Genomic DNA, 25,797 nt, shown 5'->3' with positions numbered 1-25,797 from the left:
TCTAGCAACCTCAAAAACATTACTAAACTAGGAGGTGAACGGCTTAAGGCATTGCCTCAAAAAGCCGAATACTATGACTCAACAATGGACCCCTTCCCAATTCAAAAATTTTAATAATCAAGAACACGATGCATGTGGTATTGTTTCTTCATTAGAGAAAGAAAAGATTCCAACACGTGAAAATATTTTCAGTTGTATAGATGCATTAGTAACGATGAACCATCGTGCAGGTTTTATTAATGGAGAAGGAGATGGCGTTGGGATTCATATCGATATCCCCCGTACACTCTGGAAAGAAAAGCTTAAAAAAGCTCAAATCGATCCAACAGTTGTTGACACACCCAATTTCGTCGTCGGTCATCTCTTTTTCACTCGTAATGAACAAAGTGAAACCTTCAAAACAGAAGTACGCCAACTTCTTGATGACAATGGATTTTCTTTAATTTTCGAATCAGATGAAGTGACAGATTCTTCTGCTCTTGGACCGATTGCGATTCAAGAGAACCCGGTATTTTGGCAAATTGCCTGTACGGTTGATAAAAATGAAGCAGATCTTAATCAAACGATATTAGAAGTCATTGTAGAAGCAGAAAAAAATGAATTTATTCACGTAGCTTCCCTTAGTCAGTTCCATGCTGTGTATAAAGTAATGGGAGCTGGCGATATTTTACCTAAATATTATCATGACTTAGCCAATCCATTAGTAGCTTCTACTATGACACTTGGCCATAATCGTTATTCAACTAATACCCTTTCAAGCTTTTTTCGTGTGCAACCATTTGCCGTCTTAGGGCACAATGGCGAAATTAATACGATTGCAAAATTGCGTGACGAAGCTAGAATGATTAATGTTCCACTCGTTAGAGGGGGTAGTGATTCCCAAGATTTAAGCAGAACAATTGAAACACTCATTTGTAGAGATGGCTATTCATTATTTGAAGCGATGGACGTACTCTTCCCTCCAATCATTAATGAAATCAAGTCATATCCTCCACATTTACAAGATTTATATACTTATATTAGGGAAGCTTGGGGACATTTCGCTCAAGGTCCTGCCGGAATTATTTCAAGATTCGGAAATGAAGCAGTATATAGTGTCGACTCCCTTGGATTAAGACCCCTTTGGATGTTAGAGACTGAAAGCTCTTATTTATTCTCATCTGAACCAGGGATTATCTCATCGAGTGAATATGTAAGTGAACCAAAGCCTTTATCTCCTGGTGAAAAAGTTGGTTTCAAATGGAACGGGAATAAACTAGAAAAATATGAACATGAAAATTATCAAGAAGAAACATTCAATCGTTTCTCTTCTCGTGTAAATGTTAAAGATTATAAAAATCGTTTAAATGCGCCAATTTTGAATAAAGTAACTACAATAGCTTTCCCTACAAAGATTCATAATGGTCAATATAAAGCATTCGGATGGGAAAGAGACCATGTAAACTTAGTAGAACAAATGGCAGAAAAAGGTGCGGAACCTATCCGTTCACTTGGCCATGATGCTCCATTAGCAGCCTTAAATGGTGAGAGAACAAATATCGCTGATTTTATTAAAGAAAGTGTCGCAGTTGTTACTAACCCTGCTATTGATAGAGATAGAGAAACAGAACATTTCTCAACTAGAACCATTATCGGTAAAAGACCATCACTCTTTAATAATGAAGAATCCGTAGATGTACTTGAATTACAAACACCATTATTAATAGAAGGAAAATTAGGATACGAGTGTGTAAAGGAAATCAATCAGCCTAGCTATGATCAAGTAACTGAATATTATCAAGCACAAAAGAAAATTGCCTATCTTTCTATCACTTTTTCCAAAGATGAAACAATCAAAGAGGCGATTTCACGCTTATCAAAAGAAGCGATTGAATCAGTTAAAGCTGGTAAAACCCTTATTGTCTTGAATGATGCCAGTGCCCATCAAGAAGATTCCTATTGGATGGATCCACACTTAGTCGTTTCTGCCATTGATCAAGCATTAGTAAAAGAAACACTAAGAAGAGATTGTTCTTTACTTTTACGTTCCGCTTCTATCAGGTCATTACATGATATTATAACGGCTTACGGTTTAGGTGCAGATTTGATTAGCCCATATTATATGTTTATAACTGTAGCCAACGAGGAAATAACTCCTCTTATTAACCTATATTCTGCTTTAACAAAAGGATTGGAAAAAGTAATCTCTACAATCGGAATTCATGAACTAAGAGGATATGGTCGCCTATTCTCAACCATTGGCATAAATGAAGAAATCGCTGAATATTTAAACATCATCAATTTCTTTGGTTCAGGTGAGCTTAAATACAATTTTGTTCATATGCAAGAAGATGCTTTTTTAAGAGCGGAAGACTTTATTAATGAGAAAAATAGAATCGGGAAAACCTTCCATCTATTCCCAAGGATTTGGAAAGCAATTGGTGAAGTTGCGTCTACTGGTGAATATGGTGCTTACCGTGAAAAGATAAGTGAACAAGAAGATCAGAACCCAACAACCATTCGTCACCTAACTGATTTTAAACAATCAGAAACCAAAATTTCACCAGAAGATGTGAATATTTCTGTTGGAGATCATAGCTTACCATTCGTTATTTCTTCTATGTCCTTCGGTTCGCAGAATGAAATTGCTTTTAGAGCTTATGCAGAAGGTGCAGAAAGACTAAATATGATTAGTTTAAATGGTGAAGGCGGAGAAATAAAAGATATGCTCGGGAAATATCCTCGCACTAGAGGCCAGCAAGTTGCCTCAGGACGATTTGGTGTAAACGCTGAGCTTCTTAACTCTTCTAACCTCCTTGAGATTAAAATCGGCCAAGGAGCCAAACCTGGTGAAGGTGGACATCTACCAGGCTCTAAAGTAACAGCGAAAATAGCTGAAGCGAGAAATGCAACAATTGGATCTGATTTAATTTCACCGTCAAATAATCATGACATTTATTCTATTGAAGATTTAGCACAAATGATTCATGAATTAAAAACAGCGAATGATAAAGCGAAAGTGTCAGTTAAAGTTCCTGTTGTGCCTAATATTGGTACAATTGCAGTAGGTATCGCTAAAGCTGGTGCGGATATTATCACATTAAGTGGATTTGATGGTGGTACAGGTGCAGCTAGAATCCACGCACTCCAACATGTTGGATTACCAGTTGAAATTGGTGTTAAAGCGGCACATAACGCCTTACTAGAAGCTGGATTAAGAGATTATGTTGAGCTATGGGCAGATGGTGGCTTAAAAAGTGTTAGTGATGTTTTAAAAGTTATGTTACTTGGTGCAAATAGAGTTGGTTTTGGTACATTATCTATGTTAGCCATCGGTTGCACAACTTGCCGTGGTTGTCATCTAGATACTTGTCATGTAGGAATTGCTACGCAAATTGATTCAGAGGCAGAAGCAAAAGAACATGGGTTAAGAAGATTCGTTCCTCGTCAATTTGAATCTGCTGTCCAAGGATTAGTCAACTTATATTCTGCTTTCGGTAAAGAACTACAAGCACTTGCTGGCAGCATCGGTATTCGCAATCTACAAGACGCTATTGGACGTACAGATTTACTTGAACAAGTAAAAGGAAAAGAACAATTGAACTTAGATTATTTACTTCGTACATTAGAAATTTCACAGCTCAGCAATAATGAGCAACCTAAAGAAGTTAGTGAGGCACAATTACAAGTGGCTGTTGGAGCTGAATATCTAGACAAAAGTGTAGAAGAATTGCACCAATCACGTACCTTCTCTAATGTTACTTCAGAGCAAAGGGTACTTGGTAGTCGTGTATCTTGTCATCGTGTAAGAGGACGCTTAGATGGATCATATAAAACCCTTCCTCCAGTTGATCTCAAATATAATGGTGGATCTATCCCTGGTAACGGATTAGGGGCATATAACAGTTTCGGCATAAACATCGAAGTAGCAGGCGGTGCGCAAGATGGGATTGGTAAAACTTCCTTCGGTGGGCAAATCTTAATTTTCAAATCGAAAGGTAAGAATGGGCAGTATTATAATGGGTCTGTTGGAAAAGGTTTTGGCTACGGTGCCCAAGTCGGACTTCTCGTTGCACAAGGAAATGCTGATGCAAGAGCTGGTATCCGTTTATCTGGAGCTGACATGATTATTGGTGGGCAACTAACAACTCCAATTCCAGAGAAGGAATTTGGAAAAATCGGTACAAATGCGAATATTAAAGGATTTGCATTTGAATATATGACGAACGGTCGCGGCCTTGTATTAGGTGATCCGGGTCCATGGATTTGTGCAGGGATGACAGGTGGCGTCGTCTACTTAAGACATCAACCTGAAATGGGATTAACAAAAGCGGCCATTGAAAGAAGAATAGCCAAAGGTGCAAAAGTAAACGTAACCGAACTTGACCAAAATGGGTTAGAAGATGTAAAAGAACTATTAGAAAAATATATCAATCTATTGATGGGCCAAAACCAAGAAGATGAAGCGAATGATTTGAAAGCTCTTTTATCAGATTTAGGTAGTCACTTTATGCAAGTTGTTCCAGTTAAAGAGCAAGCAGACCCTTCTGTTTCAACTGAGTGATATAACATACATCTATTCTGCTGTCATAGACTTTATACACGAGGAATTCTAATGAAGAATTTCTCGTGTTTCTTTATGGATATTATGTGACTCATTCACTACGGGTGTAAATGGGTTCGACCTGCTACAATATTTGCATAAAATCCTATTTAAAGTTAGCCAATATTGCGCCTGATTCTATTAAATTATTCTCTCTAGCTGGATTTTTTGATGCGATTCTCGGCTCATCCAACAAATTTCTCCCTCTTCTTCTTTTTTGATGTGTTTCTATTTCTTCGTTTAAATGTTACCACTTTAATTTTTTATTAATTTTAGTGACTTTTCATATTTGTCTATTGAACTTATACTAATATCCATGTATAGTACATAATTGTTTAATAAAGAAAAAAAACGTATAAAGTAAGAATGGGTGTTTATCATGACAGCCATACTAATGATTGAGCAGAAAGGATTATTTAAATATGAAGCTTGGCGCCCGCATTCTGAAAACGGGGATCGCAATCATACTATCTTTATTTTTAGCAGAACTTTTTCAACTCCCTTCTCCTGTTTTTGCAGGGATTGCAGCTATTTTCGCACTGCAACCAACGATTTATCGTTCTTATTTATCTGTACTTGAACAAATTCAAGGGAATATAATCGGAGCAGTGATCGCGGTATTATTTGTCCTATTATTCGGTCATGATATTCTTATTATTGGTTTAGCAGCAATAGTGGTTATTACGATTAACTTAAAATTAAAACTTGATAACACGATCGGTTTATCACTTGTTACAATGGTAGCGATTATGGTCACACCAGGAGATACCTTTACCGAGTTTGCCATTCTCAGATTCTCGACAGTTATCCTTGGGATATTTTCTGCATTTATTGTTAACCTGGTGTTTATTCCACCGAAATATGAGAAGAAGTTATATGTGAAGATTTCTAATTTAACCGAAGAAATTACAAAGTGGATTCGTTTAAATATAAGGCATGCCTCCGAACATCATTTATTGAAGAATGATATCCGTACCATGCAAGAAGGATTAACCAAGATTGATACACTTTTTTCTTTATATAAAGAAGAACGTAATTACTTTAAAAAGAAGAACCAGTCCAAACCGAGAAAATTAGTCATTTACCGGCAAATGAATGCCGCAAATAAAAAGGCTTTAGAAACATTAAAAAAGATGCATCGCTTTGAAAATGATCTAGCAGAAATGCCCGAAGATTTTCAACATCTTATCCAGCAACAGTTAGATATTATTACTCATTATCATGAACATGCCGTATTAAAATTTATTGGGAAAGTTCGACCTGAAGTCGTTTTTGAAGAAGGCGATATTACTTTAAGCAGAAAGGAACTTTTCACGCTCTTTTTAGAGCAACAGCATCTCATTTCAGATGATAGGCAAGTAGAATTAGCTCATACTATGCATATTGTCTCTGCAATGATGGATTATAATGAGCAAGTGGAGCGATTGAATTGTCTTATTAGTAGCTTTCAAAGGTTCCATAAAGAAGACTCTTCTTTAACATTAGATGAAGCCGTTGACGAACAATAAAAGATAAAAGGCTATCGGATATAAAAGCTCCGATAGCCTTTTCTTCAAAATCATTCTAATTCTTCATCCTCGGGTCTAGGGCATCTCTTAATCCATCCCCCATTAAATTAAAGCCAAGAACTGTTAACATGATAGCAATTCCAGGGAATATCATTGTCCACGGTGCTTGGATAAGTAATACCCTTGCGTCTGAAAGCATTTTACCCCATTCAGGATTCGGCGCCTCTGCTCCTAAACCTAAGAACCCTAGAGCAGCTGCTTCAATAATAGCCGTACCAATTGCCAAAGTTCCTTGAACGATAATAGGAGCCATACTATTTGGAAGCACATGTCTAAATAGAATTCGGCTATTTTTCATCCCTACTGCTTTTGCGGCTACAATATACTCCTCTTGTTTAACACTTAAAACTTTAGAACGAATTAACCTCCCAAAGTTAGGAATATTAATAACTGCTATCGCAATTAATGCATTCTGCAATGATGGTCCTAAAACCGCCACAATAGCAATCGCCAAAAGAATACTAGGAAAAGCAAGCATGATATCAAAAATCCTTGAGATAATTGTATCAACCCATCTCCCGTAATACCCCGCTATAATCCCTAATAAAGAACCTACAACAGCTGAACCCATGACCGCTAAAAAACCAACCCACAATGATATTCTCGCCCCATAAATCACTCTCGAAAAAATATCTCGTCCAAAATCATCGGTACCAAACCAATGTTCTGCTGATGGTTCTTGAAGTCTATTTGTCATATTTTGCTCATTAATACCCTGTGGTGCAATGAATGGTGCAAAAATAGCTAAAAGAATAAAAAAAACAACTATTCCTGTACCGACTAAGGCAATTTTGTTTTTCATGAAGCTTTGTAACGCCTCCACCCAAGGCGATTGTACTTTATCTTCATTATTTTTTGGCTGAATAGGTGGTTTATTATTTACTGATACTTCCACGTCTATTCCTCCCTTAACGATAATTAATTCGCGGATCGATTGCAGCGTACAATAAGTCTATGAATAAATTAATCATGACAAATATAAATGCAATCACTAATATTCCAGATTGAATGACAGGATAATCTCTTGCACTAATCGCATCGTAAATATATCTGCCCATACCCGGCCAACTAAATATCGTTTCGGTAAGGATCGCACCACCTAACAATAAGCCTGTTTGTAACCCTATCACTGTAAGAACAGGAATCACTGCGTTTTTTAATGAATGCTTGTACACAACCCAAAACATTCTTATTCCTTTCGCTCTTGCCGTTCTAATGTAGTCAGATTTCATCACCTCTAGCATGGAAGATCTTGTTATTCTAGCAATGATGGCCATCGGAATTGTAGCTAATGCAAAAGCTGGCAAAATTAAATGTCGTAACACATCAACAAATTGATCAAACCTACCTTGAATCAATGTATCTATTAAATATATATTTGTTATAGATGTAACAGGGTCTCTAACCTCTTCCCTGCCAGATGTCGGTAACCAATCAAGCTGAATAGAAAAGAACCACTGTTCCATCAAACCTAACCAAAAAATAGGAATTGAAACACCAATCAGTGCTAAAATCATCGCTATGTAATCAAACCAAGAATGTTGAAACCATGCACTTATGATACCAGCATTTACCCCTATAAAAATGGCAATTACCATTGCACAAAAGGATAACTCTAAAGTTGCTGCTAAGTATGGCCAAATTTCTTGATTTATCGCTGTATTGGTTTTGATTGATTCTCCCAAATCACCAGTCAATAAATCCCCTAAATATGTAAAATACTGAATATACCACGGTTGATCTAACCCAAGTTGTATCGTTAATGCCTCTATCGCCTCTTCTGTAGCTAGTTGTCCTAATATGATTTGAGCTGGGTCACCCGGGATAGCACGAATCATTAGAAAAACAATCAGCGATAAACCTAATAAAACAGGTATTAATGCAATTAACCGTCTAACTGTGTAAGTTAACATCTTCTCACCTCTACTACTACATTATTATCAGATGAATAGAAAAGGGAGTGTGTCACTCCCTTTTCTATCCCTCTATTATTTATTGACTGATTTCCACATGTGAAAGCAAATCAGAACCTGTTGGATGCGGTAGGAAATTCTTAATATTAGATTTTCCAGCTAAAATAGGACGTGAATGAACGAGCGGAATCCATGGTGCATCTTCTTTTATAATTACTTGTGCTTCTTTGTATAACTCATCTCGTTTCGCTTGATCAGTAGTTGCTTGCGCCTCTAATAATAAATCATGTACTTCACTGTTTTTATAGTAAGTGTAGTTATTTGATCCGATGGCATCTTCATCTAGTAATACGTATAAGAAGTTATCTGCATCACCATTATCACCTGTCCATCCAAGTAAGAATGAATCAGCTTCTCCTTTATTTGCTTTTTCTAAATATGTTCCCCATTCATATGAAACAATCTTAGCTTTAACACCAATTTCAGCAAAATCAGCTTGTAGTGCTTCAGCTATTTTTTGACCATCTGGCATATACGGTCTTGGAACTGGCATTGCCCATAATTCCATCTCAAATCCGTCTTCATATCCAGCTTCCTTCAGTAATTCTTTTGCTTTTTCTGGATCATATGGATAATCTTCAATTTCATCATTATAACCAGAGATTACCGGTGGCATTGGGTTTACAGCTGGGTCCGCTGCTCCAGCATAGAATGCATTGATGATTTCTTCTTTATTCACCGCATGGTTAAGAGCTTGACGGACTAGCTTTTCCTGTAATGGACCCCTCGTATTCGTTAATCCAACATAAGCAACATTCATTGTCGGTCTCTCAAATACTTGTAAGTCTGGATTATCTTCAATTTGTTGGACATCACTGAAATTCACACCATCAATTAAGTCAACTTCTCCAGAAGATAAAGCGTTCAGTCTTGCCGAGTTTTCAGGAATAGATCTAAAAATAACTGAGTCTAATTTAGGTAGGTCTTTATTCCAATAATCTTCATTCTTAACGATTGTAATTCTGTCATTCCTTTTCCATTCTTGGAATACAAACGGACCTGTTCCAACAGGGTTTTCAAGGAATTTATCGCCATGTTCTTCAATAGCTGTTGGACTTGCAATACCAAATGGAGACATCGCTAAGTTTTTGTAGAAAGGAGCAATTGCAGTATTTAACTTAACTTCAACCGTATAATCATCAACTGCTGTTACACTATCAACCTTATCTCCAAATTGAGAATTGTAATAATAAAACTGTTCTTTATTTCCTGCCATCCACCGTTCGAAGTTGAAAACGACAGCTTCTGCATTAAAATCTGTCCCATCATGGAACTTAACTCCTTCACGAAGTTTAAGTGTTTGAGTTAATCCATCCTCACTCGTTTCCCACTCTGTTGCCAGACCAGGATGAAGCTCCGTATCTTGCTCACCAAATTCAACAAGGGTTTCAAAAATATTTTTCGTTACTTTAAAAGCTTCTCCTTCAGTTGTAATTGCTGGGTCAAGCGAAGTTGAATCTCCTCCTCGACCAAAGACAAGCGTTCCTCCAGTGCTTCCTTCATCTGCTTCTCCGCCTTCATCTCCATTATCACCTGATGTAGAACTATTACATCCAGCAAAGATAAGCGTGCTAACCATTAAAACAATAAGTAGCCAAAAACTTTTCTTTTTCTTCATTCCTCATTCTCTCCCTTCTAATTTGCAAGCTCTTTTTCATATAAATGGCAAGCCACCATATGTCCATCTTCTATTTCCTGCAAAAGTGGTCGTTCTTGCTTACAAATCTCCATACATTTTGAACATCTCGTATGGAATGCACAACCGTTTGGTGGATCAGCAGGGTTAGGGATATCTCCAGATAGCACTTCCTGAGCAACAGCTATTTCTGGATCAGGTACCGGAACGGAACTTAGAAGTGCTTCTGTATATGGATGAAGTGGCTTATCATACAATTGTTTAGCGGTTGTTAATTCAACCATTCTTCCTAAATACATAACCCCTACACGGTCACTAATATGTTTTATCACCCCTAGGTCATGAGCAATAAATATATAGGTTAGACCGAATTCTTTCTGTAAGTCTTCTAATAAATTTAATACTTGTGCCTGTATGGATACATCCAGAGCAGACACAGGTTCATCCGCAATAATTAATTTTGGTTTAGTCATTAATGCGCGTGCAATTCCAATCCGTTGTCTTTGCCCACCACTAAATTGATGAGGATAGCGTTTAGCATGATAACCACTTAATCCGACAACTTCAAGCATCTCTCTTACTTGCTTCTTCCGTGTAACTTTATCTCCAATCCCATGAACAATTAACGGTTCTTCTAATATTTGTTCGACTGAGTGACGTGGATTGAGTGAAGCAAATGGATCTTGAAAGACCATCTGCATGTCTTTTCTCATTTTCCTCATTTCATAATCTGATAATTTCGTAATTTCTTTGCCGTTGAATGAAATCTTTCCTTCGGTGGGCTCTATTAATCTCATTAGCATCCGCCCAGTTGTTGACTTCCCACAACCCGATTCACCAACAATCCCTAATGTTTCTCCTTCATTAACAAAAAAGCTAATATCGTCTACTGCTTTTACATCTGCGACTTTGCGATTGAAGACGCCAGCAGTAATCGGAAAATATTTTTTTAAATTTTCTACTTCTAATATGGCTTTACTCATGAGACTTCCCTCCTCTTCTCATGTAGAAAGCATCTTACGGTATGCTCTTGCCCATCTTCCTTATACAATACAGGGTCTTCTATTACGCAGCGTTCATGAGCAAATTCACATCTTTCAGCAAAACGACAACCTTTCGTAATGGATCCTGGTTTCGGTACATTGCCTGGAATGGAATATAATCTCGAATGCTCCCCTCTAATATCTGGAACCGACTTTAATAATCCCTGTGTATAAGGATGCTTTGGGTTCTTAAATAAATCTCCTACCTTTGCTTCTTCTACCACTTGTCCTGCGTACATTACAATGACACGTTCACACATTTGAGCCACTACGCCAAGGTCATGAGTAATCATCATAATAGAAGTTTGCAAAGTTTTATTTAGCTCTTTCATCAGACCAAGTATTTGCGATTGAATGGTTACATCTAAAGCAGTTGTTGGTTCATCAGCTATTAGTACCTCAGGATTACAAGACAGCGCCATGGCTATCATTACCCGCTGTCTCATTCCACCGGATAACTGATGAGGATACTCTTTCATTATCGCCTCAGCTCTTGGTAAGCCAACTAGCTTTAGCATTTTAATCGCAATTTCATTTGCTTCTTTTTTTGACTTTTTCATATGTATTTTGATGCCTTCTGTCATTTGTTCCCCTATTTTAAAAAGCGGATTGAGGCTAGTCATCGGCTCTTGGAAAATCATCGCGATTTCATTACCACGAATTTCTCTCATTCTCTTTTCATTTGCCCCTACTATATTCTCACCGTTAAGTAGTATTTCCCCGCCAACTATTTTCCCAGGTGGTTGCGGCACAAGCTTCATAATAGACAATGATGTTACGCTTTTACCACAACCTGATTCACCAACAATACCTATTACCTCTCCTTTATGAATAGTAAAACTTACCTGATCGACGGCGGTTACTTCTCCGTCTTTAGTTACAAACGAAGTTTCTAGGTTTCTTACCTCTAATACCGGAGATTGCGTCACTATGTCACCCCTTTAACAGTTTCTTCTACATTCTCCCTCCGTTTTTTAATATTTTATAAAATATGTAAGAATAAGTCTATTGTTTTTTCAGAAATATTTAAATATAATTATAATTCTTAAAAGTTTCGCTAGTTTATTAAGGTTTTGTGATATAATTCCGAATTTTCCAATTATTAATATAATAAAATAGCAATTTATAAATTTTATAGAGAAGGGAGTGACAGAACTTATCTCCATTCACTTTTTAGAATATCTTAGGAACTACCTGTTTTCGGCTGCTAACCCAATCCAACTGAAACTAAAAATCACATACATGTCAAAACTCTAAAAAGAATTTTACATGAATGTGATTTATTTAGTAAGAGTATATCATTACGATTCAAGTTGTTGTACTTGGAAAAGCTTATAATAATGACCTTGCTTCTCCATTAATTCCTCATGTGTGCCTGTCTCTACGATTTCACCATATTCAACGACAACAATGCGATCGGCATGTGTGATTGTAGATAATCTATGAGCGACAATAAACGTCGTTCGATCCGTTGCCAAATCATTTAATGCTTCTTGAATAAGATGCTCGCTCTCTAAGTCTAATGCAGAAGTCGCCTCATCTAATATAAGAATTGGAGGGTTTTTCAAGAATATACGCGCAATGGCAATTCGTTGTTTTTGCCCACCGGAAAGCTTAACTCCTCGTTCTCCCACTTTCGTTTCATACCCTTCAGGCAAATCCATTATAAATCCATGGGCATTAGCTGCCTTTGCGGCTCTAATGACCTCTTCATCACTTGCATCAGGCTTCCCGAGTAATATATTTGCTTTTACTGATTCACTAAATAGTATATTATCTTGTAGGACCATACCAATTTGATCTCGTAAACTTCTTACTTGAAACGAACGAATATCTTCACCGTCAAGTAAAATTCGCCCACTTGAAACATCATAAAAGCGGGGAATTAAACTAACGAGTGAAGATTTTCCTCCACCACTCATTCCAACAAGAGCGATGGTTTCCCCTTGTTTCACATCTAAATTAATATGACGAAGAACAGCACCATCTTCGTTATTATATTTAAAATGAACATCTTTAAACTCAATATGACCAGCTACATTTCTACAAGGGATAGCATTTTCTTTATCATCAATATCATATTTTTCATCAACTAATTCAAACACACGATCCATTGAAGCGATAGATTGTGTCAATGTTGTCGATGAATTGACTAGCCTTCTAAGTGGATTATATAAACGGTCAATATAGGCTACAAAAGCCATCATCACACCTAGAGTGATTTGACCTTGTATTACTTGATATCCAGCAAAGGCAATTACTAGCAGAGGAGCAATATCAGTAATTGTATTCACAACTGCAAATGCTTTTGCGTTCCACTTCGTATGGTCAATCGCCTTTGATAAAAATTTACTGTTATGCTTCATGAAATTTTTTTGTTCATGATCTTCTGTGGCAAAGCTTTTAATAACGGCCATTCCTTGAACTCTTTCATGTAAATAACCTTGAACCTCAGCTAAAGCTTGTGATCGATCTCTTGTTAACTTTCGTAAATTCCCAAAGAAGTATTTTACACTTAATGCATAAAACGGCATTAAAATAAGGGATACAAGCGTTAATTTAACATTCATCGTAAACATAATTGCAACGGCTATAATAATTGTGGCCATATCCAGCCACAAATTCATCAGTCCTGTAACAACAAAATTCTTTGTTTGCTCTACATCATTTATGATTCTAGATATCACTTCACCCGATCGATTATTCGCATAAAATTTAAAGCTTAATTTTTGAATATGAGTAAAAAGCTTATCTCTAATATCATATAAAATTTTGCTCGCTACCCATTGTGCGAAGTATTGCCGATAATATTCTACAGGTGGTCTTACAATCACAAAAATAATCAACATCATACCCATAATCGTTAAAAGTTGTGTCATTTTTTCAGGTTGTGTAAGCGCATCATTTCCGACTATATCATCGATTACATATTTAATTAACAGCGGGATTAATAATGGTATTGCAAATTTCACAATACCAATCAGTATCGTTAAGAAAATCTGTAGGCGATACGGCTTAACAAAACGCATATATCTTTTAATTATGTTCAATTTTAGCCTGTCACCCTTTTTGTTCTGTTATCTTATAATCTATCCAGATTGTCCTGAATTCATTTCTTCGTCAAGCCTTCTAGATATTCCTTATGTAAAGATACATATATTTTTCATGCCAAATAAAAACCTGTTGTTATCATATCAACAGGCGCAAATAAAACATTTTATCTTCGGTAAGTTAAGTATCTTTCATACCAACCATCCACAAAATCCGGTGCAAAAGGACCTTTTCGTTGTCTAATTAAGAATATCAACTTGTCCACATTTGCCCACAAGATTTTATCAATCGGTGTGGGGTAACGCATTTCTTGTCGATGACGCTCATATTCATCTTCATCCAATAAATTAAAGGTCATATCAGGAAAAACTTTAATATCTAAATCGTAGTCAATATACTTAACCGCCTCTCCATCGTATATGAACGGAGAGCTTAAATTACAATAATAGTACACGCCATCTTCTCTCAGCATTCCGATAATATTAAACCAATATTGTGAGTGAAAATAACAGATTGCCGGTTCTCTCGTAATCCATGTTCGACCATCTGATTCAGTAACCATTGTACGATCATTTGCTCCAATAATTAAGTTTTGCGTACCTTTAAGGATTGTTGACTCTTCCCAGACGCGATGGATGTGCCCATTATGTTTATAACTATGAATTTGTACCGGTTCACCTTCTATGGGTACCGCCATTCTTTTCCCCTACTTTCCTTTCTGGAAGCTTTGGAACCTTTTATTAAAAAGGACATTCTCTCAAACTTATTACCTTTTATAATGCTCCCGATAAGTTGATTGATGATCAAAGGTAACAAAGTGCAGATCCTATTTTCTATTTATTATAACGTTAAAAAATGAATTTTAAAACAAAGACAGCTTAATTGTCGGTAGATTCAGCAGTAATTATTTATGTAACGCTCAACCTATTGTATCATTCTTGCCTTTAACATATGTTTACTAAACGATAATCTTCGCATTTTTAATATTTTGTTTGCGAAATAATTTAACAACTTCGTCCGTTTGCTGTTCAAATAAGGCCACGATTTCATTTAATTCATTATTCATTTTTTCGATTTCACAGTGAATATCGCTTACAGTTGTTGTAGAGCGCAAACGGGATAGTTCATTTTGAAGTTCATGACATCGCTCCACTTCACTTTGTAAATAAAGTAAATGATCCATTGTTTTCATTTGTTCTTCAACCAATGCTTGAAATTCATTCATAAAAATACACCAGCCTTTAAAGTCTTTTCTAAACTATTCTATCTTTTTTGTATTGATTCCTTTGCAGATTCTTGTTGAGGAGATAGAACTTTTGTCGAAATAGTAAAGTTATATTCAATCTCTAAGTTAACATTTAAAAAAGCACCCCTTTGAAAAAAGGAGCGCCTTTTAATGAAGAACTATTGTTGATTTTGGTTGTTTTGGTTTTTCGCTTTTTGCTTATGAGCTTCAGCTTGTTGATTTTGTTGTCTTACTTCTTGAGCGTTTGTTTCACTCGCAAATTCTTGATTATATTGTTGTTGGTTTTGTTGTTGTTGATTTTGCTTTTTAGCCATCCTAATCACCTCCACGCTCCTTAATTTAACCAGAGCGAGAGATATTATCCTGTTTTTTCGAAGTAATTATATTCCGAATATTAAATCAAACTAATAAAGAGATGCCACCATCCACGATTATCGTTTGTCCGCGAATCATGCTGGCATCGTCAGATACTAAAAACATGACCGAATTAACCATATCATCAATAGAGACCATTCTACCAGCTGGCGTTTTTTCACTTGCATCAGCTAACAACTCTTCTCTATTTGGAAAATGTTTTAATGCCTCTGTATCCACCGCTCCACCTGAAACGGCATTCACACATATATTTTTCGGCGCTAATTCAACAGCTAAGTATCTTGTTAAAGCCTCTACAGCCGCTTTAGAAACACCGACTACAGTATAATTTTCCAGATAGCGTATAGAACCTAGTGAGCTAATGCTGACAATCTTTCCACCGCCATTTTTGTCCATTAATTTAGCTGCTTCTTTTGCACAAAATAACAATGCTTTACTATTAATATTCATTGTCCAATTCCAATGAGATTCCTCAAGTTCCATAATAGGTCTTTGTACGCCGGATGCAGCATTACTAATAAAAACATCTAGACGGCCAAAAGTTTCATCTATTTGAGCAAACATCGATTTTATTTTTTCATTATCACCGACATTTGCTTTAATTGTTAATACCTTTCTTCCTAATGATTCGATTTCCGCTGCGACTTCTTCCGCTTGTGAACGGCTACGAGCATAGTTTAAAACAATATCATACCCCTCTTGTGCAAGTCTCAATGCAGTAGCTTTACCAATACCTCTACTACTTCCTGTAATTAGTGCAACTTTTCTTTCATTCATCTAAAACTTGCTCCTTTCAATGTCCATTTCTTCCATCTTATCCATTTTATCTTGTTGTGTTATGATTGACAATCTCATTCATCCGCTAATACCTTACCCTTATGCTGCATATACTGCATGAACATTTTTTGATGGGAGACGGGGAATGGATATTTTTTTATATCTTCTAAAGGTACTAACTTTACATTGTCTGTTTCGGTCACTGAATGAATTTCACCTTCATACAAATTGATATGCCATGTAAGATGCGTAAACACATGATCGAGCTGACCAATCCGCTGATTTATTTTTACATGCGTATCGTATGACTTCGATAATTGATTTTGGAGTTGCTGTTTATCTGATTCGATTTGAAGGTGAATTTCTTCATTCGGAAACTCCCATAGATTGGCTAATAATCCTTTGTTTGATCTTTTGCGGATTAATAGCTCACCCTTACTATTAGCGAGAATAGCGGATGCAATCTGTACATGCTTATTTTTCGCCTTTTTTGTTTTTACAGGTAATTCCGCTTGCTTACCTTCATAAAAAGCATGACAATGATCCCTCACCGGGCATAATAAGCAAGAGGGGGAAGTTGGTGTACATATGAGGGCACCTAACTCCATTAAAGCTTGATTGAAATACGATGGGTTGTCATGAGAAATTAACTCTCTTACTGCTGCTTCAAAAATTTTACGCGAAGAAGCTTTAGCAATATCATTCTCGATCATGAGAATACGCGAAAGAACACGCATCACGTTGCCATCAACTGCAGGTTCTGGCTCGCCATAAGCAATACTTAATATCGCACCAGCAGTGTAAGGGCCAACCCCTTTTAATGCAGAAATATCCTTAATATTGTTAGGTACGACACCGTCATACTGTTCATGTACTTCTCTTACTGCAGATTGTAAATTTCTTGCCCTTGAATAATAACCAAGACCTTCCCAAAGTTTCAGCACCTTTTCTTCTTCCGCTTCTGCAAGATCTTTTACTGTAGGAAATGCCTCCATAAAACGTAAAAAGTATGGGATAACGGTGTCGACTCTTGTTTGTTGGAGCATTATTTCAGACACCCATACTTTATATGGATCTTTATCCTTTCTCCATGGTAGGTCTCTTTGCTCTTTTTCAAACCAAGATAATAAATCCTGTTGAAATGCATAAATATCTATAGGATTATCTTTTAGTTGAGAATTGTTCATTTTTTTTAACCTCCATGATTTGAAACTATGTTAATTAGGGAATATACTAAATAAAATGTTAAAAACAAAAAGGAGGAATTCCTCTTTTGGATACTGGAACTCACGTAGTCATGGGACTCGCGCTCGGAGGACTTGCAACACTTGATCCCGTTGTTGCCAATAGTTCAATAACCGCGGCAAGTGTAATGGTCGGCACAATTATAGGTTCACAAATACCAGATATCGATACCATATTAAAATTAAAAAATAACGCTTCATATATTAGAAACCACCGGGGTGTTACTCATAGCATTCCAGCCGTGATACTTTGGCCATTACTTATAACAGGTGGAATTTTTTTATTTTTTCCGGAAACAAATCTTTTTCACCTTTGGTTATGGACCTTTATAGCTGTATTTTTACATGTATTTGTCGATATTTTTAACGCCTATGGTACACAAGCTTTAAGGCCATTTTCATCAAGATGGGTAGCATTAGGTATGATAAATACATTTGATCCGTTTATCTTTGCCTTGCATGTGTTCGGTTTGTTTCTGTGGATATTCGGAATGGACCCAGGGTATACATTCCTAGTTATTTATTGTATTTTATTTATTTATTATGTCTTCCGTTATTTTGCTAAGAAATCCGTTGAAGCGAAAATTCGCAAGCTCATCCCTGACGCAACAGAAATCATTATATCACCAACTATGAAATACAACCAATGGCGAATTGCTATAAAAAATAAAGATAGCTTTTTTGTTGGACGCGCCCTTAGAGGTCAAGTTCGTATTGTCGATCAATTTAAGCGAGTACCTATACCAAACACGGCTATTTTTAACGCAGCAACGAAAGATAAGAATATTTCTGCTTTTCTTTCCTTTTCTCCTGTGTATAGATGGGAAATTGAAACAATCGAAAATATTGTGGAAATAAGATTTATCGATTTAAGGTATCGTAGCAATGAATATTATCCATTTGTTGCTGTTGCCCATTTAGACAAGGATTTAACGATCATTAACTCATATACTGGCTGGATATTTAGTGAGGAGAAATTGAAGAAGAAATTAGATATTATCACAAATTAAAAAGTAAAAGTGCAAACAACATAAAAGAGCTCCCCCATATGCGCCTATCAAACCCGGTGGAGCTCTTTTTGCCTTAATTCATTTTATTTTTATCTTCATCAAGTAAATGTTTATATTTTGGATTTTTTGCGATAAACTCATGTAATTTAGCACCATGATTTTCAATCCATTGGCTGACTACTTTTGCAGTCATCTCTTCACCTTGATATTTCTTACCTGCCTTCGCATAAGTCGCTTCAAAATCCTCCCAAAGCAATTCAATCCATGTTCTGGCAATGTGAACAGACAATTGATTATTTATCTCCAATAAACGATTGAGAAGTTTATTTTGAAATTCATTCATCTTTTACCCTACTTCCAATTTATTTTTTTCGTGTGTGAAATACGTATTTGCTTATACTAATGAATAGGCGAAGTTGAATAAAGACGCTTCGCAAATAACTTTAGAAATGAGGCAAATACGATGCGTAATAAAGCCGCTCATTTCCCTAATCAGAATCACAATAAATTTGACGGTGAACCACGTGCCAAAGCTGCGTTTGCTTCCAAAAGAGCAGATGGAACGACACAAACACAGCCACAGGAACGGATGAAGGCATCATCAAATCGCAATAGCAATACAACTGATTTTTAAACTTAGGGGGTTAATTTACATGGTAAACAAAAAAGAAATCTTTGGTGAAAACGAATTTAACAGTCCGTTTGCATCCGGACATTTCAATCCGAAAAAAGCACATTACCAAGTAAATGGAGAAACAAAACCAACGCAAAGTCTTATTAAGCTCAAGCGGACTTTACAAAAAACCCCTTAACAATGAAAGAGGATGATAAATACGTCATCCTCTTTTTAAAGATTTTTCAACTTGCCTAGCATTGCAATTGGCAATGCCTCTTGCTCTTTATCTCCACCTAAGCGATAGCCCCAAGCAAAAACTCCATTCATATAATCGATTTTAAAGTAAGAGCCTGGATCTCCCTCTATTTCATATATCTCATCTGCAATAAAGTCGTCAGGATTGAGTAAATAGGACTTAGCCATCACTGTTTTTCTTTCTAAAACAGCGAACTCATTAACCATGCCTAATTGCTCAGCTTTTCTAGATTTTTCTCTTAATTGAGCAATTTCTTGTTTTAGCTCATATTCACTCAATTGGCTATATCTTTTTTCTTGCATAGTAAAAAGACCTCCTCATACATCTTTATTTTCTTTTAAATAGGCATCAATTAAATGCAAAGGAAACCCTTTTCGAAATAACGCTTGCTTTAATTTTTGCTCATAGATGAATGGTTCTTCATGATTATATTTTCTACTTAATTTTTCAGCTTGACGCACCAGAGCACTCATTTCCTCATCATCGTCTTTCTCTAATTGTATTTCTTCAAGTGCCAACTGAATCATATCATAACTGAAGCCTTTTCTCGTTAACATTTGCTCTATTTTTTGTTGCATCATTCTTGAGGAATCTTTTTTATATTTAAGCGTATATTTCTGACAAAGAGAAATGGCTGTTTCAACTTGTTCTTCTTTTGGGTATAGTTCTATCACATCTTGTATGATTTTTTCAGCTATACCTTTATCTTTCAATTCATGTTTTATTATATTTGGACCTTTATCTGTCGTATTCTTTTGTGTCCTCACATAGGCAATAGCGAATTCTTCATCATTCAAAAATTGGTATTGATATAATTTATGGATCACTTCATCAATCAAGTCAACAGCATACTCTTTCTTGATTAAATGTGTACGAACTTCACCTTCTGAACGCATTCTACTAGAAAGATAATGGATGGCCGTATTGTACGCCTTTCTAATTTCATCTTGGAATTGAATTTCTCCGATGAGTAAGGAATCAATCTCTTTCCCTTTTTTCATATTATATTTAATTAACACATCTTCATCCACACTGAAGGCATACGTCTCTCCATGCTCACTGTCCGTATAGATATTGTAGCGATCTTTATTTTTCTTTTGAATCGTAATTTTAGTAATTGTAGGCATATCCTCACCTCACTTTAACTTTACCATAAAAAAACAGGTTTTAATCCACTTTTCATTGAATTCAATTAGAAAATAGAAGAGAGTTTGTTGGGAGGGGTCAACATGAAAATTGCTATAACAGGCGGAACGGGCTTTATTGGACAAAAACTAACTGACCAATTGTTACAAGAAAATCACCAAGTTTATATCCTTACGAGAAATAACGCAAAGAAGCAAGATAGACAAGGTCTCCACTTTGTTCAATGGTTAAATGAAGGGGATGAACCAGAAGAAATGCTAGAAGGAATAGATGTCCTCATTAATTTAGCTGGGGAATCAATCAACAGTGGTCGTTGGACTGAAGAAAGAAAGAGAAGAATATACCATAGTCGAATGCATACGACAAATGAAGTTATTCGCCTAATCGATCATCTAAACGAAAAGCCATACACCCTTATTAATGCAAGTGCTGTAGGTTATTATGGCACATCTGATAAGCGTACATTTGACGAGGGAAGTCCTTATTCTGGTGAAGATTTTTTAAGTACTGTCGTTAAAAACTGGGAGGATATAGCAAAAACTGCCGAAAAAGATTGGAATATACGCACGGTATGTTGTCGTTTCGGCATTATTCTCGATAAAAATGCAGGTGCATTACCTAAGATGGCCCTTCCTTATAAACTCTATGCTGGAGGTAGGATTGGTAGTGGTAACCAATGGCTTTCTTGGATTCATATTAATGATGTTATCTCCGCAATCATATATATGATTGAACATGAATCAATAGAAGGAGCCGTCAATTTTACTGCTCCAAACCCAGTAACAATGAATGAGTTTGGTCATACATTAAGCGCTGTGCTCCATAAACCACATTGGCTACCTGTTCCTTCATTTGCAGTAAAAGTTATTCTTGGTGAAATGAGTATGCTCGTAACTGAAGGGCAAAAAGTCATCCCAAATAAGCTTTTGAGCCATGATTATCCTTTTCATTTTACTCATTTAAAAGAAGCATTAGAAGATATTTATCAGCAGTAGCTATAATATTTGATGATACAAATAGATTAAAATAAAGAAGATACGTGACTCTTAAGTGTGATCACGCATCTTTTTTTGCGTAAATAGACCTTTTATTTCACCTTGTTTACTGTGATTTATTATTAACCAATTTTTTCTAATAGTGGTGGTTTATCCATTCGCCGTGGTTATCCGTTAAGTTAATTGTACTTTTTCGGGGGAAATTTCGAGGGCATGTTCTCTGCCGTTTCTTGCTGCCTTTTGCCGGTACTCTAAAGGCTCCTCTTTCACTTCTAAAAGCCAAAGCTTGTATGACCCTCTCCCCTTCTTCCCCATCTCTTACTTCCTTCGTATGTTACTCGTTAATATTGGGCAATCTATTAAAGTTTACTATTAATTAAGAAAGGGTGATTGTTATGGCAAATGATAAAAAGAAGAAAGAAAAGATCTTAAATGGTCTTTCTAGCATGCAAGAAGTTACATATGCAAAAGAATTTAAACGTGCGGATCGCGCAGCCAAAAACCCCCTTCAACAAAGACATTAATTTCTATTCGCTCAACTAAAAAAGATGCCAGTACACCAACCAAAAGATTGATGTTCCGGCATCTTTCCTTATACGCTTCTTTCTTTACTATTTTGCAATTGCTGATAGAAACCTTTTTCTTTCATCAATGAATGATGTGTACCCTCTTCTATTATTTTCCCACCTTTTAATACGTAAATTTTATCCGCATTTTGGATAGTGTTTAACCGATGAGCAATGACAAAACATGTTCGATTAACCATTAACTTTTGTAATGCTTGTTGAATCTTCACTTCTGTTACCGTATCAATATTACTTGTCGCTTCGTCTAAAATTAAAATCTTTGGTTGTGCCAAAAAAGCACGGGCGATACTAATTAATTGTTTCTGTCCTTGACTAATCCCGCTGCCATTAAAACTCAAATTCGTATCATACTGTTGTGGTAATTTCATAATAAATGAATGAGCATTTGCCTTGATTGCAGCTTGAATAACATCCTCATCCGTTGCCTCAAGATGACTATAGCGGATATTATCTTTGACAGTCCCTTGAAAAAGAAACGAATCTTGCAGAACAAAGCCCATATGGGACCGTAAGCTCTCTTTATGTATTGTTGAGATGTCACGATTATCTAACAATATTCTCCCACTACTCACTTCATAAAAACGACTGATAAGTTGAATTATGGTTGTTTTACCAGCGCCTGTTGGACCTACTAAAGCAACAGTATCACCAGGACGGGCTTCAAGACATATATCGGAAAGTATTTCTTTATCTTCCCCGTAAGTAAATGACACATGATTAAAAATGACCTCACCATTGATATCTTCAAGCTTCTGCTTATCTTTTTCGCTCGCCAATTCATCCTTCTCATCAATGAGCTCAAAAACTCTTTCAGCTCCAGCAATGGCAGATAATAACGTATTAAATTGATTGGCTAAATCATTGAGTGGTCTTGTAAATTGGCGAGAATACTCCGTAAAAACAACAATTGTGCCAATACTCACTGCACCATTTAATGCGAGTATCCCACCAATCGCAGCGATGACAGCAAAGCTGAAATTATTCAATAAATGCATCAATTTAGGAATAAACCCGGAGAATGTTTGAGCCCAAAATCCAGAAATTCTTAGGTTTTCTGCTTTATGCAAAAAATCATCCATCACTTTTTCTTCTTGTGAAAACATTTTGATTAATTTCTGTCCAGAAATAGATTCCTCAATATAGCCATTCATTTCTCCTAAGTTTTTTTGCTGCTCTTTAAACAACACACTTGTGCGCTTCGTAATCCATTTCATTCCATAGAACATCATTGGGATGATTAAAAGAGTGAGAATTGTTAGTAGCGGACTCAACCATAACATGACTGCAATCGTACCGATGAGTGTGAAAACACTAGAAATGATTTGGATAATTGAACTATTTAAAGTCGCACTAACATTTTCAATATCATTCGTAATCCTACTCATCAATTCACCAAGTTGTCTTTTGTCAAAAAAAGCGACAGGTAAGCGGTGTATTTGCCTGAATAGATCTGCACGCATATTGAATACAGTATCTTGAGACACACCAATCATCCAATAGTTTTGTAGCCATAATGACAATGATTGAACGATATAAGTTACAAGTAAACCTAGTAATAACCAAGCGAAAACAATCGCTTCATTTTCTTCTAAAAAAGTATCTATTGTTATTCCTACTAAAAATGGACCAAGCAAAGACATCGCCGAACTAATGACAATCATAAAAAAGAGTAATAATAGCCGTATTCTATAGATTGCAAGGTAAGACCAAATTCTTTTAATAACCGCACCGAAGTCATTCGGCTTACGTTGCTTTTTCCTTCTATCATTTATTTGACTATGTAACTTTGGTTGTTTAAATGGGGCCATTATTTTAGTAAACACGATCCATAGCCCCCTGTTCTGACTGAGAATAAGCTATTTCACGATAAAGAGCAGATGTATTCATCAATTGATCATGTGTACCCTCTTCAATGATTTTCCCATCATCTATAAGCATAATTTTATCCGCTCTTTTGGCAGTACTTAATTTTTGTGTGACAATGAATAAAGTACATTTATATTCATCAATGGCATCCAATACTTTGGACTCTGTTTGCAAATCTAAGGCACTCGTACTATCATCTAGAATGAGGATATTAGGCTTTCTTATTAAAGCACGAGCAACAGATAATCTTTGCTTTTGACCTCCAGATAAATTAATTCCTTTTTGTCCTAATTTTGTTTCATAGCCATCTTTTAGATCAGTAATGGTTTCATGTATTTGCGCGTCTTTTGCCGCCGCTTTCATTTCGGATAAACTCGCGTCTGATTTACCCCATGCTAAGTTTTCTTCTACTGTACCACTAAATAAGATGGACTCTTGAGGGGTAAAGCCGATCCTCTTTCGTAAATCATCCATTTTAATATCTTTCAAATTCATACCATCCACATAAACTGCACCCTCAGTCGGATCATATAATCTAGGAATAAGTTGTAGAATAGAACTTTTACCCGCACCTGTACTACCCAAAATAGCGACAGTTTCCCCTGGACGAACATGAAAACTAATATCTTTTAATACATATGAAGACATCCCTGGGTACCTAAATGAGACATGCTCAAATGTAACCGCTCCTTTTAACTGTTCAAGGCTTTTGCCATCTTCTTCATCTTCTAAATCAATCTTCGCTTCAAGTACTTCTACAATCCGCTCCGATGAAGCACGAGCTCTCGAAAAAGCCATAATGATAAATGAAAACATCGAAAAGGCAGTAGTCATTCTCGTAGCATAATTAATAATTGAAACGACTTCCCCCACTTCTATATTTGTCGCTTGTAATTGTTCTCTGCCAATCCATAAAATAAAGATAATACAAACATTCATTATGAATAGTAAAGCAGGCATAGCTGCTTCCATCAATCTTAGGGCGCTTGCTGTTTGTTCCCTTAAGTTATTACTTACATTCGTAAACTTCTTTACTTCATGAGTTCTGCGGTTATACGCTTTAATCAATCTTAAGCCTATTAAACTCTCCTGCATGACATTATTGACTGTATCCAGTTTCTGTTGTACAGACCTGAACATCTTACCACCTTTAGTCATTACAACAACTAGGAAGACCACTACAATCGGTATGGTAATTAGAAATATAAGCGCTAACTGCCAATTTACTAGAACAGCTAATATAAGACTACCTATAATGAGCAAAGGAGCCCTTAACATAATTCTCAAGCCCATAAACACGATATTTTGCACTTGTGTCACATCATTGGTCATTCTTGTAATCAGGGAAGCGTGAGGAAAGGTATTAAAGTTGGTGAATGAAAAAGATTGCACCTTTTTCATTAATTTCTTTCGAATACTAAATCCTAAATTTTGTCCAACATACGCTGCATAATATGAGTTTGTAATTCCTGAAAAGAAGGCAATTAATGAGAGCACGAGCATCATACCTCCCCAATAAAGGACCACACTCATATCATTATTTAGAATTCCCTCGTCAATAATTTTGCCGATTAATAATGGTTGAAGCAATTCAACTGATAACTCAATAAGCATAAGTATTAATGCAATATATGCTGCGATTCGATAAGGTTTAATAAATTTGAGTATCTTTGTCATAGCTGTCCCCCAAACTAATACTTCGTTTAACTAAATAGATATGACCTATCATATACCTTTTTACATAATTTTTAAATAATTCATTCTGATTTTTATTTCTTTGATGTTATGTTAAAATTTTTTAGAGGTAGAGAACATTCATTTTTTCA

At 36.1% G+C, this 25,797-nt stretch carries 24 protein-coding genes; 7 read left to right on the top strand and 17 right to left on the bottom strand.

The annotated features are described in order from the left end of the window. Nucleotides 1–73 precede the first annotated feature (73 nt). Both MHH73_RS06650 and MHH73_RS06645 read left to right on the top strand, forming a co-directional pair. On the top strand, nucleotides 74–4,543 hold the full coding sequence (locus MHH73_RS06650; protein ID WP_341065664.1) for a glutamate synthase-related protein: 4,470 nt from the start codon (nucleotides 74–76) through the stop codon (nucleotides 4,541–4,543). A gap of 461 nt (nucleotides 4,544–5,004) precedes the next feature. Then, nucleotides 5,005–6,090 carry an FUSC family protein gene (locus tag MHH73_RS06645; RefSeq protein ID WP_191817178.1) on the top strand — a complete coding sequence of 362 codons (1,086 nt, stop codon included), beginning with the start codon at nucleotides 5,005–5,007 and terminating at the stop codon, nucleotides 6,088–6,090. Between the two features lie 55 nt (nucleotides 6,091–6,145). On the opposite strand, the gene nikC is transcribed toward MHH73_RS06645, so the two are convergent. The 11 genes from nikC to mutY form a co-directional block, all read right to left on the bottom strand. Continuing rightward, entirely contained in the window at nucleotides 6,146–7,015 is an 870-nt protein-coding gene (gene nikC / locus MHH73_RS06640; RefSeq protein ID WP_318245531.1) for a nickel transporter permease, read from the bottom strand. A gap of 43 nt (nucleotides 7,016–7,058) precedes the next feature. Next, nucleotides 7,059–8,063, bottom strand: a complete 1,005-nt coding sequence (locus tag MHH73_RS06635; protein WP_191817177.1) for an ABC transporter permease — start codon at nucleotides 8,061–8,063, stop codon at nucleotides 7,059–7,061. A gap of 79 nt (nucleotides 8,064–8,142) precedes the next feature. Then, complete coding sequence (locus MHH73_RS06630) at nucleotides 8,143–9,741, bottom strand: ABC transporter substrate-binding protein (RefSeq protein WP_191817176.1); 1,599 nt, start codon at nucleotides 9,739–9,741, stop codon at nucleotides 8,143–8,145. Between the two features lie 17 nt (nucleotides 9,742–9,758). Next, nucleotides 9,759–10,742: an ABC transporter ATP-binding protein gene (locus tag MHH73_RS06625; RefSeq protein ID WP_191817175.1), complete on the bottom strand. Its 984-nt coding sequence runs from the start codon at nucleotides 10,740–10,742 to the stop codon at nucleotides 9,759–9,761. Then, entirely contained in the window at nucleotides 10,739–11,731 is a 993-nt protein-coding gene (locus MHH73_RS06620; RefSeq protein WP_191817174.1) for an ABC transporter ATP-binding protein, read from the bottom strand. The genes MHH73_RS06625 and MHH73_RS06620 overlap by 4 nt, the downstream gene beginning before the upstream one ends. A 372-nt stretch (nucleotides 11,732–12,103) precedes the next feature. Next, a complete protein-coding gene (locus MHH73_RS06615; protein ID WP_318245530.1) occupies nucleotides 12,104–13,852 on the bottom strand; it encodes an ABC transporter ATP-binding protein in 1,749 nt (582 codons plus the stop codon). 167 nt (nucleotides 13,853–14,019) lie between these two features. Next, nucleotides 14,020–14,550: a nucleoside tri-diphosphate phosphatase gene (gene ntdP / locus MHH73_RS06610; RefSeq protein WP_095370002.1), complete on the bottom strand. Its 531-nt coding sequence runs from the start codon at nucleotides 14,548–14,550 to the stop codon at nucleotides 14,020–14,022. Nucleotides 14,551–14,811: 261 nt separating this feature from the next. Continuing rightward, nucleotides 14,812–15,078: a YgaB family protein gene (locus MHH73_RS06605; RefSeq protein WP_191817173.1), complete on the bottom strand. Its 267-nt coding sequence runs from the start codon at nucleotides 15,076–15,078 to the stop codon at nucleotides 14,812–14,814. 179 nt (nucleotides 15,079–15,257) lie between these two features. Then, nucleotides 15,258–15,413, bottom strand: coding sequence for a gamma-type small acid-soluble spore protein (locus MHH73_RS06600; protein WP_191817172.1), 156 nt, complete (start codon nucleotides 15,411–15,413; stop codon nucleotides 15,258–15,260). Between the two features lie 85 nt (nucleotides 15,414–15,498). Further along, nucleotides 15,499–16,251 (bottom strand): enoyl-[acyl-carrier-protein] reductase FabL, encoded by a 753-nt coding sequence (gene fabL / locus MHH73_RS06595; protein ID WP_191817171.1) that lies wholly within the window; start codon nucleotides 16,249–16,251, stop codon nucleotides 15,499–15,501. Nucleotides 16,252–16,325: 74 nt separating this feature from the next. Further along, on the bottom strand, nucleotides 16,326–17,438 hold the full coding sequence (gene mutY, locus MHH73_RS06590; RefSeq protein ID WP_191817170.1) for an A/G-specific adenine glycosylase: 1,113 nt from the start codon (nucleotides 17,436–17,438) through the stop codon (nucleotides 16,326–16,328). 86 nt (nucleotides 17,439–17,524) lie between these two features. Here mutY and MHH73_RS06585 point away from each other — a divergent pair, with 86 nt between their 5' ends. After that, nucleotides 17,525–18,505 carry a metal-dependent hydrolase gene (locus tag MHH73_RS06585; protein WP_191817169.1) on the top strand — a complete coding sequence of 327 codons (981 nt, stop codon included), beginning with the start codon at nucleotides 17,525–17,527 and terminating at the stop codon, nucleotides 18,503–18,505. 73 nt (nucleotides 18,506–18,578) lie between these two features. Here MHH73_RS06585 and MHH73_RS06580 read toward each other — a convergent pair whose 3' ends face one another. Beyond that, a complete protein-coding gene (locus MHH73_RS06580) occupies nucleotides 18,579–18,848 on the bottom strand; it encodes a YfhJ family protein (RefSeq protein ID WP_191817168.1) in 270 nt (89 codons plus the stop codon). Between the two features lie 120 nt (nucleotides 18,849–18,968). Between MHH73_RS06580 and MHH73_RS06575 the strand changes: the two genes are divergently transcribed. Together MHH73_RS06575 and MHH73_RS06570 are read left to right on the top strand one after the other, a co-directional pair. Continuing rightward, nucleotides 18,969–19,139: a small, acid-soluble spore protein K gene (locus MHH73_RS06575; RefSeq protein WP_191817167.1), complete on the top strand. Its 171-nt coding sequence runs from the start codon at nucleotides 18,969–18,971 to the stop codon at nucleotides 19,137–19,139. 19 nt (nucleotides 19,140–19,158) lie between these two features. Beyond that, nucleotides 19,159–19,317 (top strand): YpzG family protein, encoded by a 159-nt coding sequence (locus MHH73_RS06570; protein WP_191817166.1) that lies wholly within the window; start codon nucleotides 19,159–19,161, stop codon nucleotides 19,315–19,317. Between the two features lie 35 nt (nucleotides 19,318–19,352). Here MHH73_RS06570 and MHH73_RS06565 read toward each other — a convergent pair whose 3' ends face one another. Then, on the bottom strand, nucleotides 19,353–19,679 hold the full coding sequence (locus MHH73_RS06565) for a YfhH family protein (protein ID WP_191817165.1): 327 nt from the start codon (nucleotides 19,677–19,679) through the stop codon (nucleotides 19,353–19,355). Nucleotides 19,680–19,694: 15 nt separating this feature from the next. After that, the gene (gene recX / locus MHH73_RS06560; protein WP_191817164.1) at nucleotides 19,695–20,504 is read right to left on the bottom strand and encodes a recombination regulator RecX; all 810 of its coding nucleotides are present in this window, start codon (nucleotides 20,502–20,504) and stop codon (nucleotides 19,695–19,697) included. Between the two features lie 102 nt (nucleotides 20,505–20,606). Between recX and MHH73_RS06555 the strand changes: the two genes are divergently transcribed. After that, nucleotides 20,607–21,518: a TIGR01777 family oxidoreductase gene (locus MHH73_RS06555; protein WP_191817163.1), complete on the top strand. Its 912-nt coding sequence runs from the start codon at nucleotides 20,607–20,609 to the stop codon at nucleotides 21,516–21,518. Nucleotides 21,519–21,692: 174 nt separating this feature from the next. On the opposite strand, the gene MHH73_RS06550 is transcribed toward MHH73_RS06555, so the two are convergent. Beyond that, nucleotides 21,693–21,833 (bottom strand): hypothetical protein, encoded by a 141-nt coding sequence (locus MHH73_RS06550; RefSeq protein ID WP_191817162.1) that lies wholly within the window; start codon nucleotides 21,831–21,833, stop codon nucleotides 21,693–21,695. An 80-nt stretch (nucleotides 21,834–21,913) separates the two neighbouring features. On the opposite strand from MHH73_RS06550, the gene MHH73_RS06545 reads away from it, so the two are divergent. After that, nucleotides 21,914–22,042, top strand: coding sequence for a YfhE family protein (locus MHH73_RS06545; RefSeq protein ID WP_191817161.1), 129 nt, complete (start codon nucleotides 21,914–21,916; stop codon nucleotides 22,040–22,042). 68 nt (nucleotides 22,043–22,110) lie between these two features. On the opposite strand, the gene MHH73_RS06540 is transcribed toward MHH73_RS06545, so the two are convergent. Together MHH73_RS06540 and MHH73_RS06535 are read right to left on the bottom strand one after the other, a co-directional pair. Then, nucleotides 22,111–23,928: an ABC transporter ATP-binding protein gene (locus tag MHH73_RS06540; protein ID WP_318245529.1), complete on the bottom strand. Its 1,818-nt coding sequence runs from the start codon at nucleotides 23,926–23,928 to the stop codon at nucleotides 22,111–22,113. Beyond that, nucleotides 23,918–25,648: an ABC transporter ATP-binding protein gene (locus tag MHH73_RS06535; protein WP_191817160.1), complete on the bottom strand. Its 1,731-nt coding sequence runs from the start codon at nucleotides 25,646–25,648 to the stop codon at nucleotides 23,918–23,920. Before MHH73_RS06535 ends, MHH73_RS06540 begins: the two co-directional genes overlap by 11 nt. Between the last annotated feature and the right edge of the window lie 149 nt (nucleotides 25,649–25,797).

Origin of the sequence: Cytobacillus sp. FSL K6-0265, assembly GCF_038003465.1 — a bacterium.
GTDB lineage: Bacteria > Bacillota > Bacilli > Bacillales > Cytobacillaceae > Cytobacillus > Cytobacillus stercorigallinarum.
The sequence above is the reverse complement of the archived record's forward strand: the minus strand, read 5'-3'. Positions and strand labels throughout refer to the sequence as shown.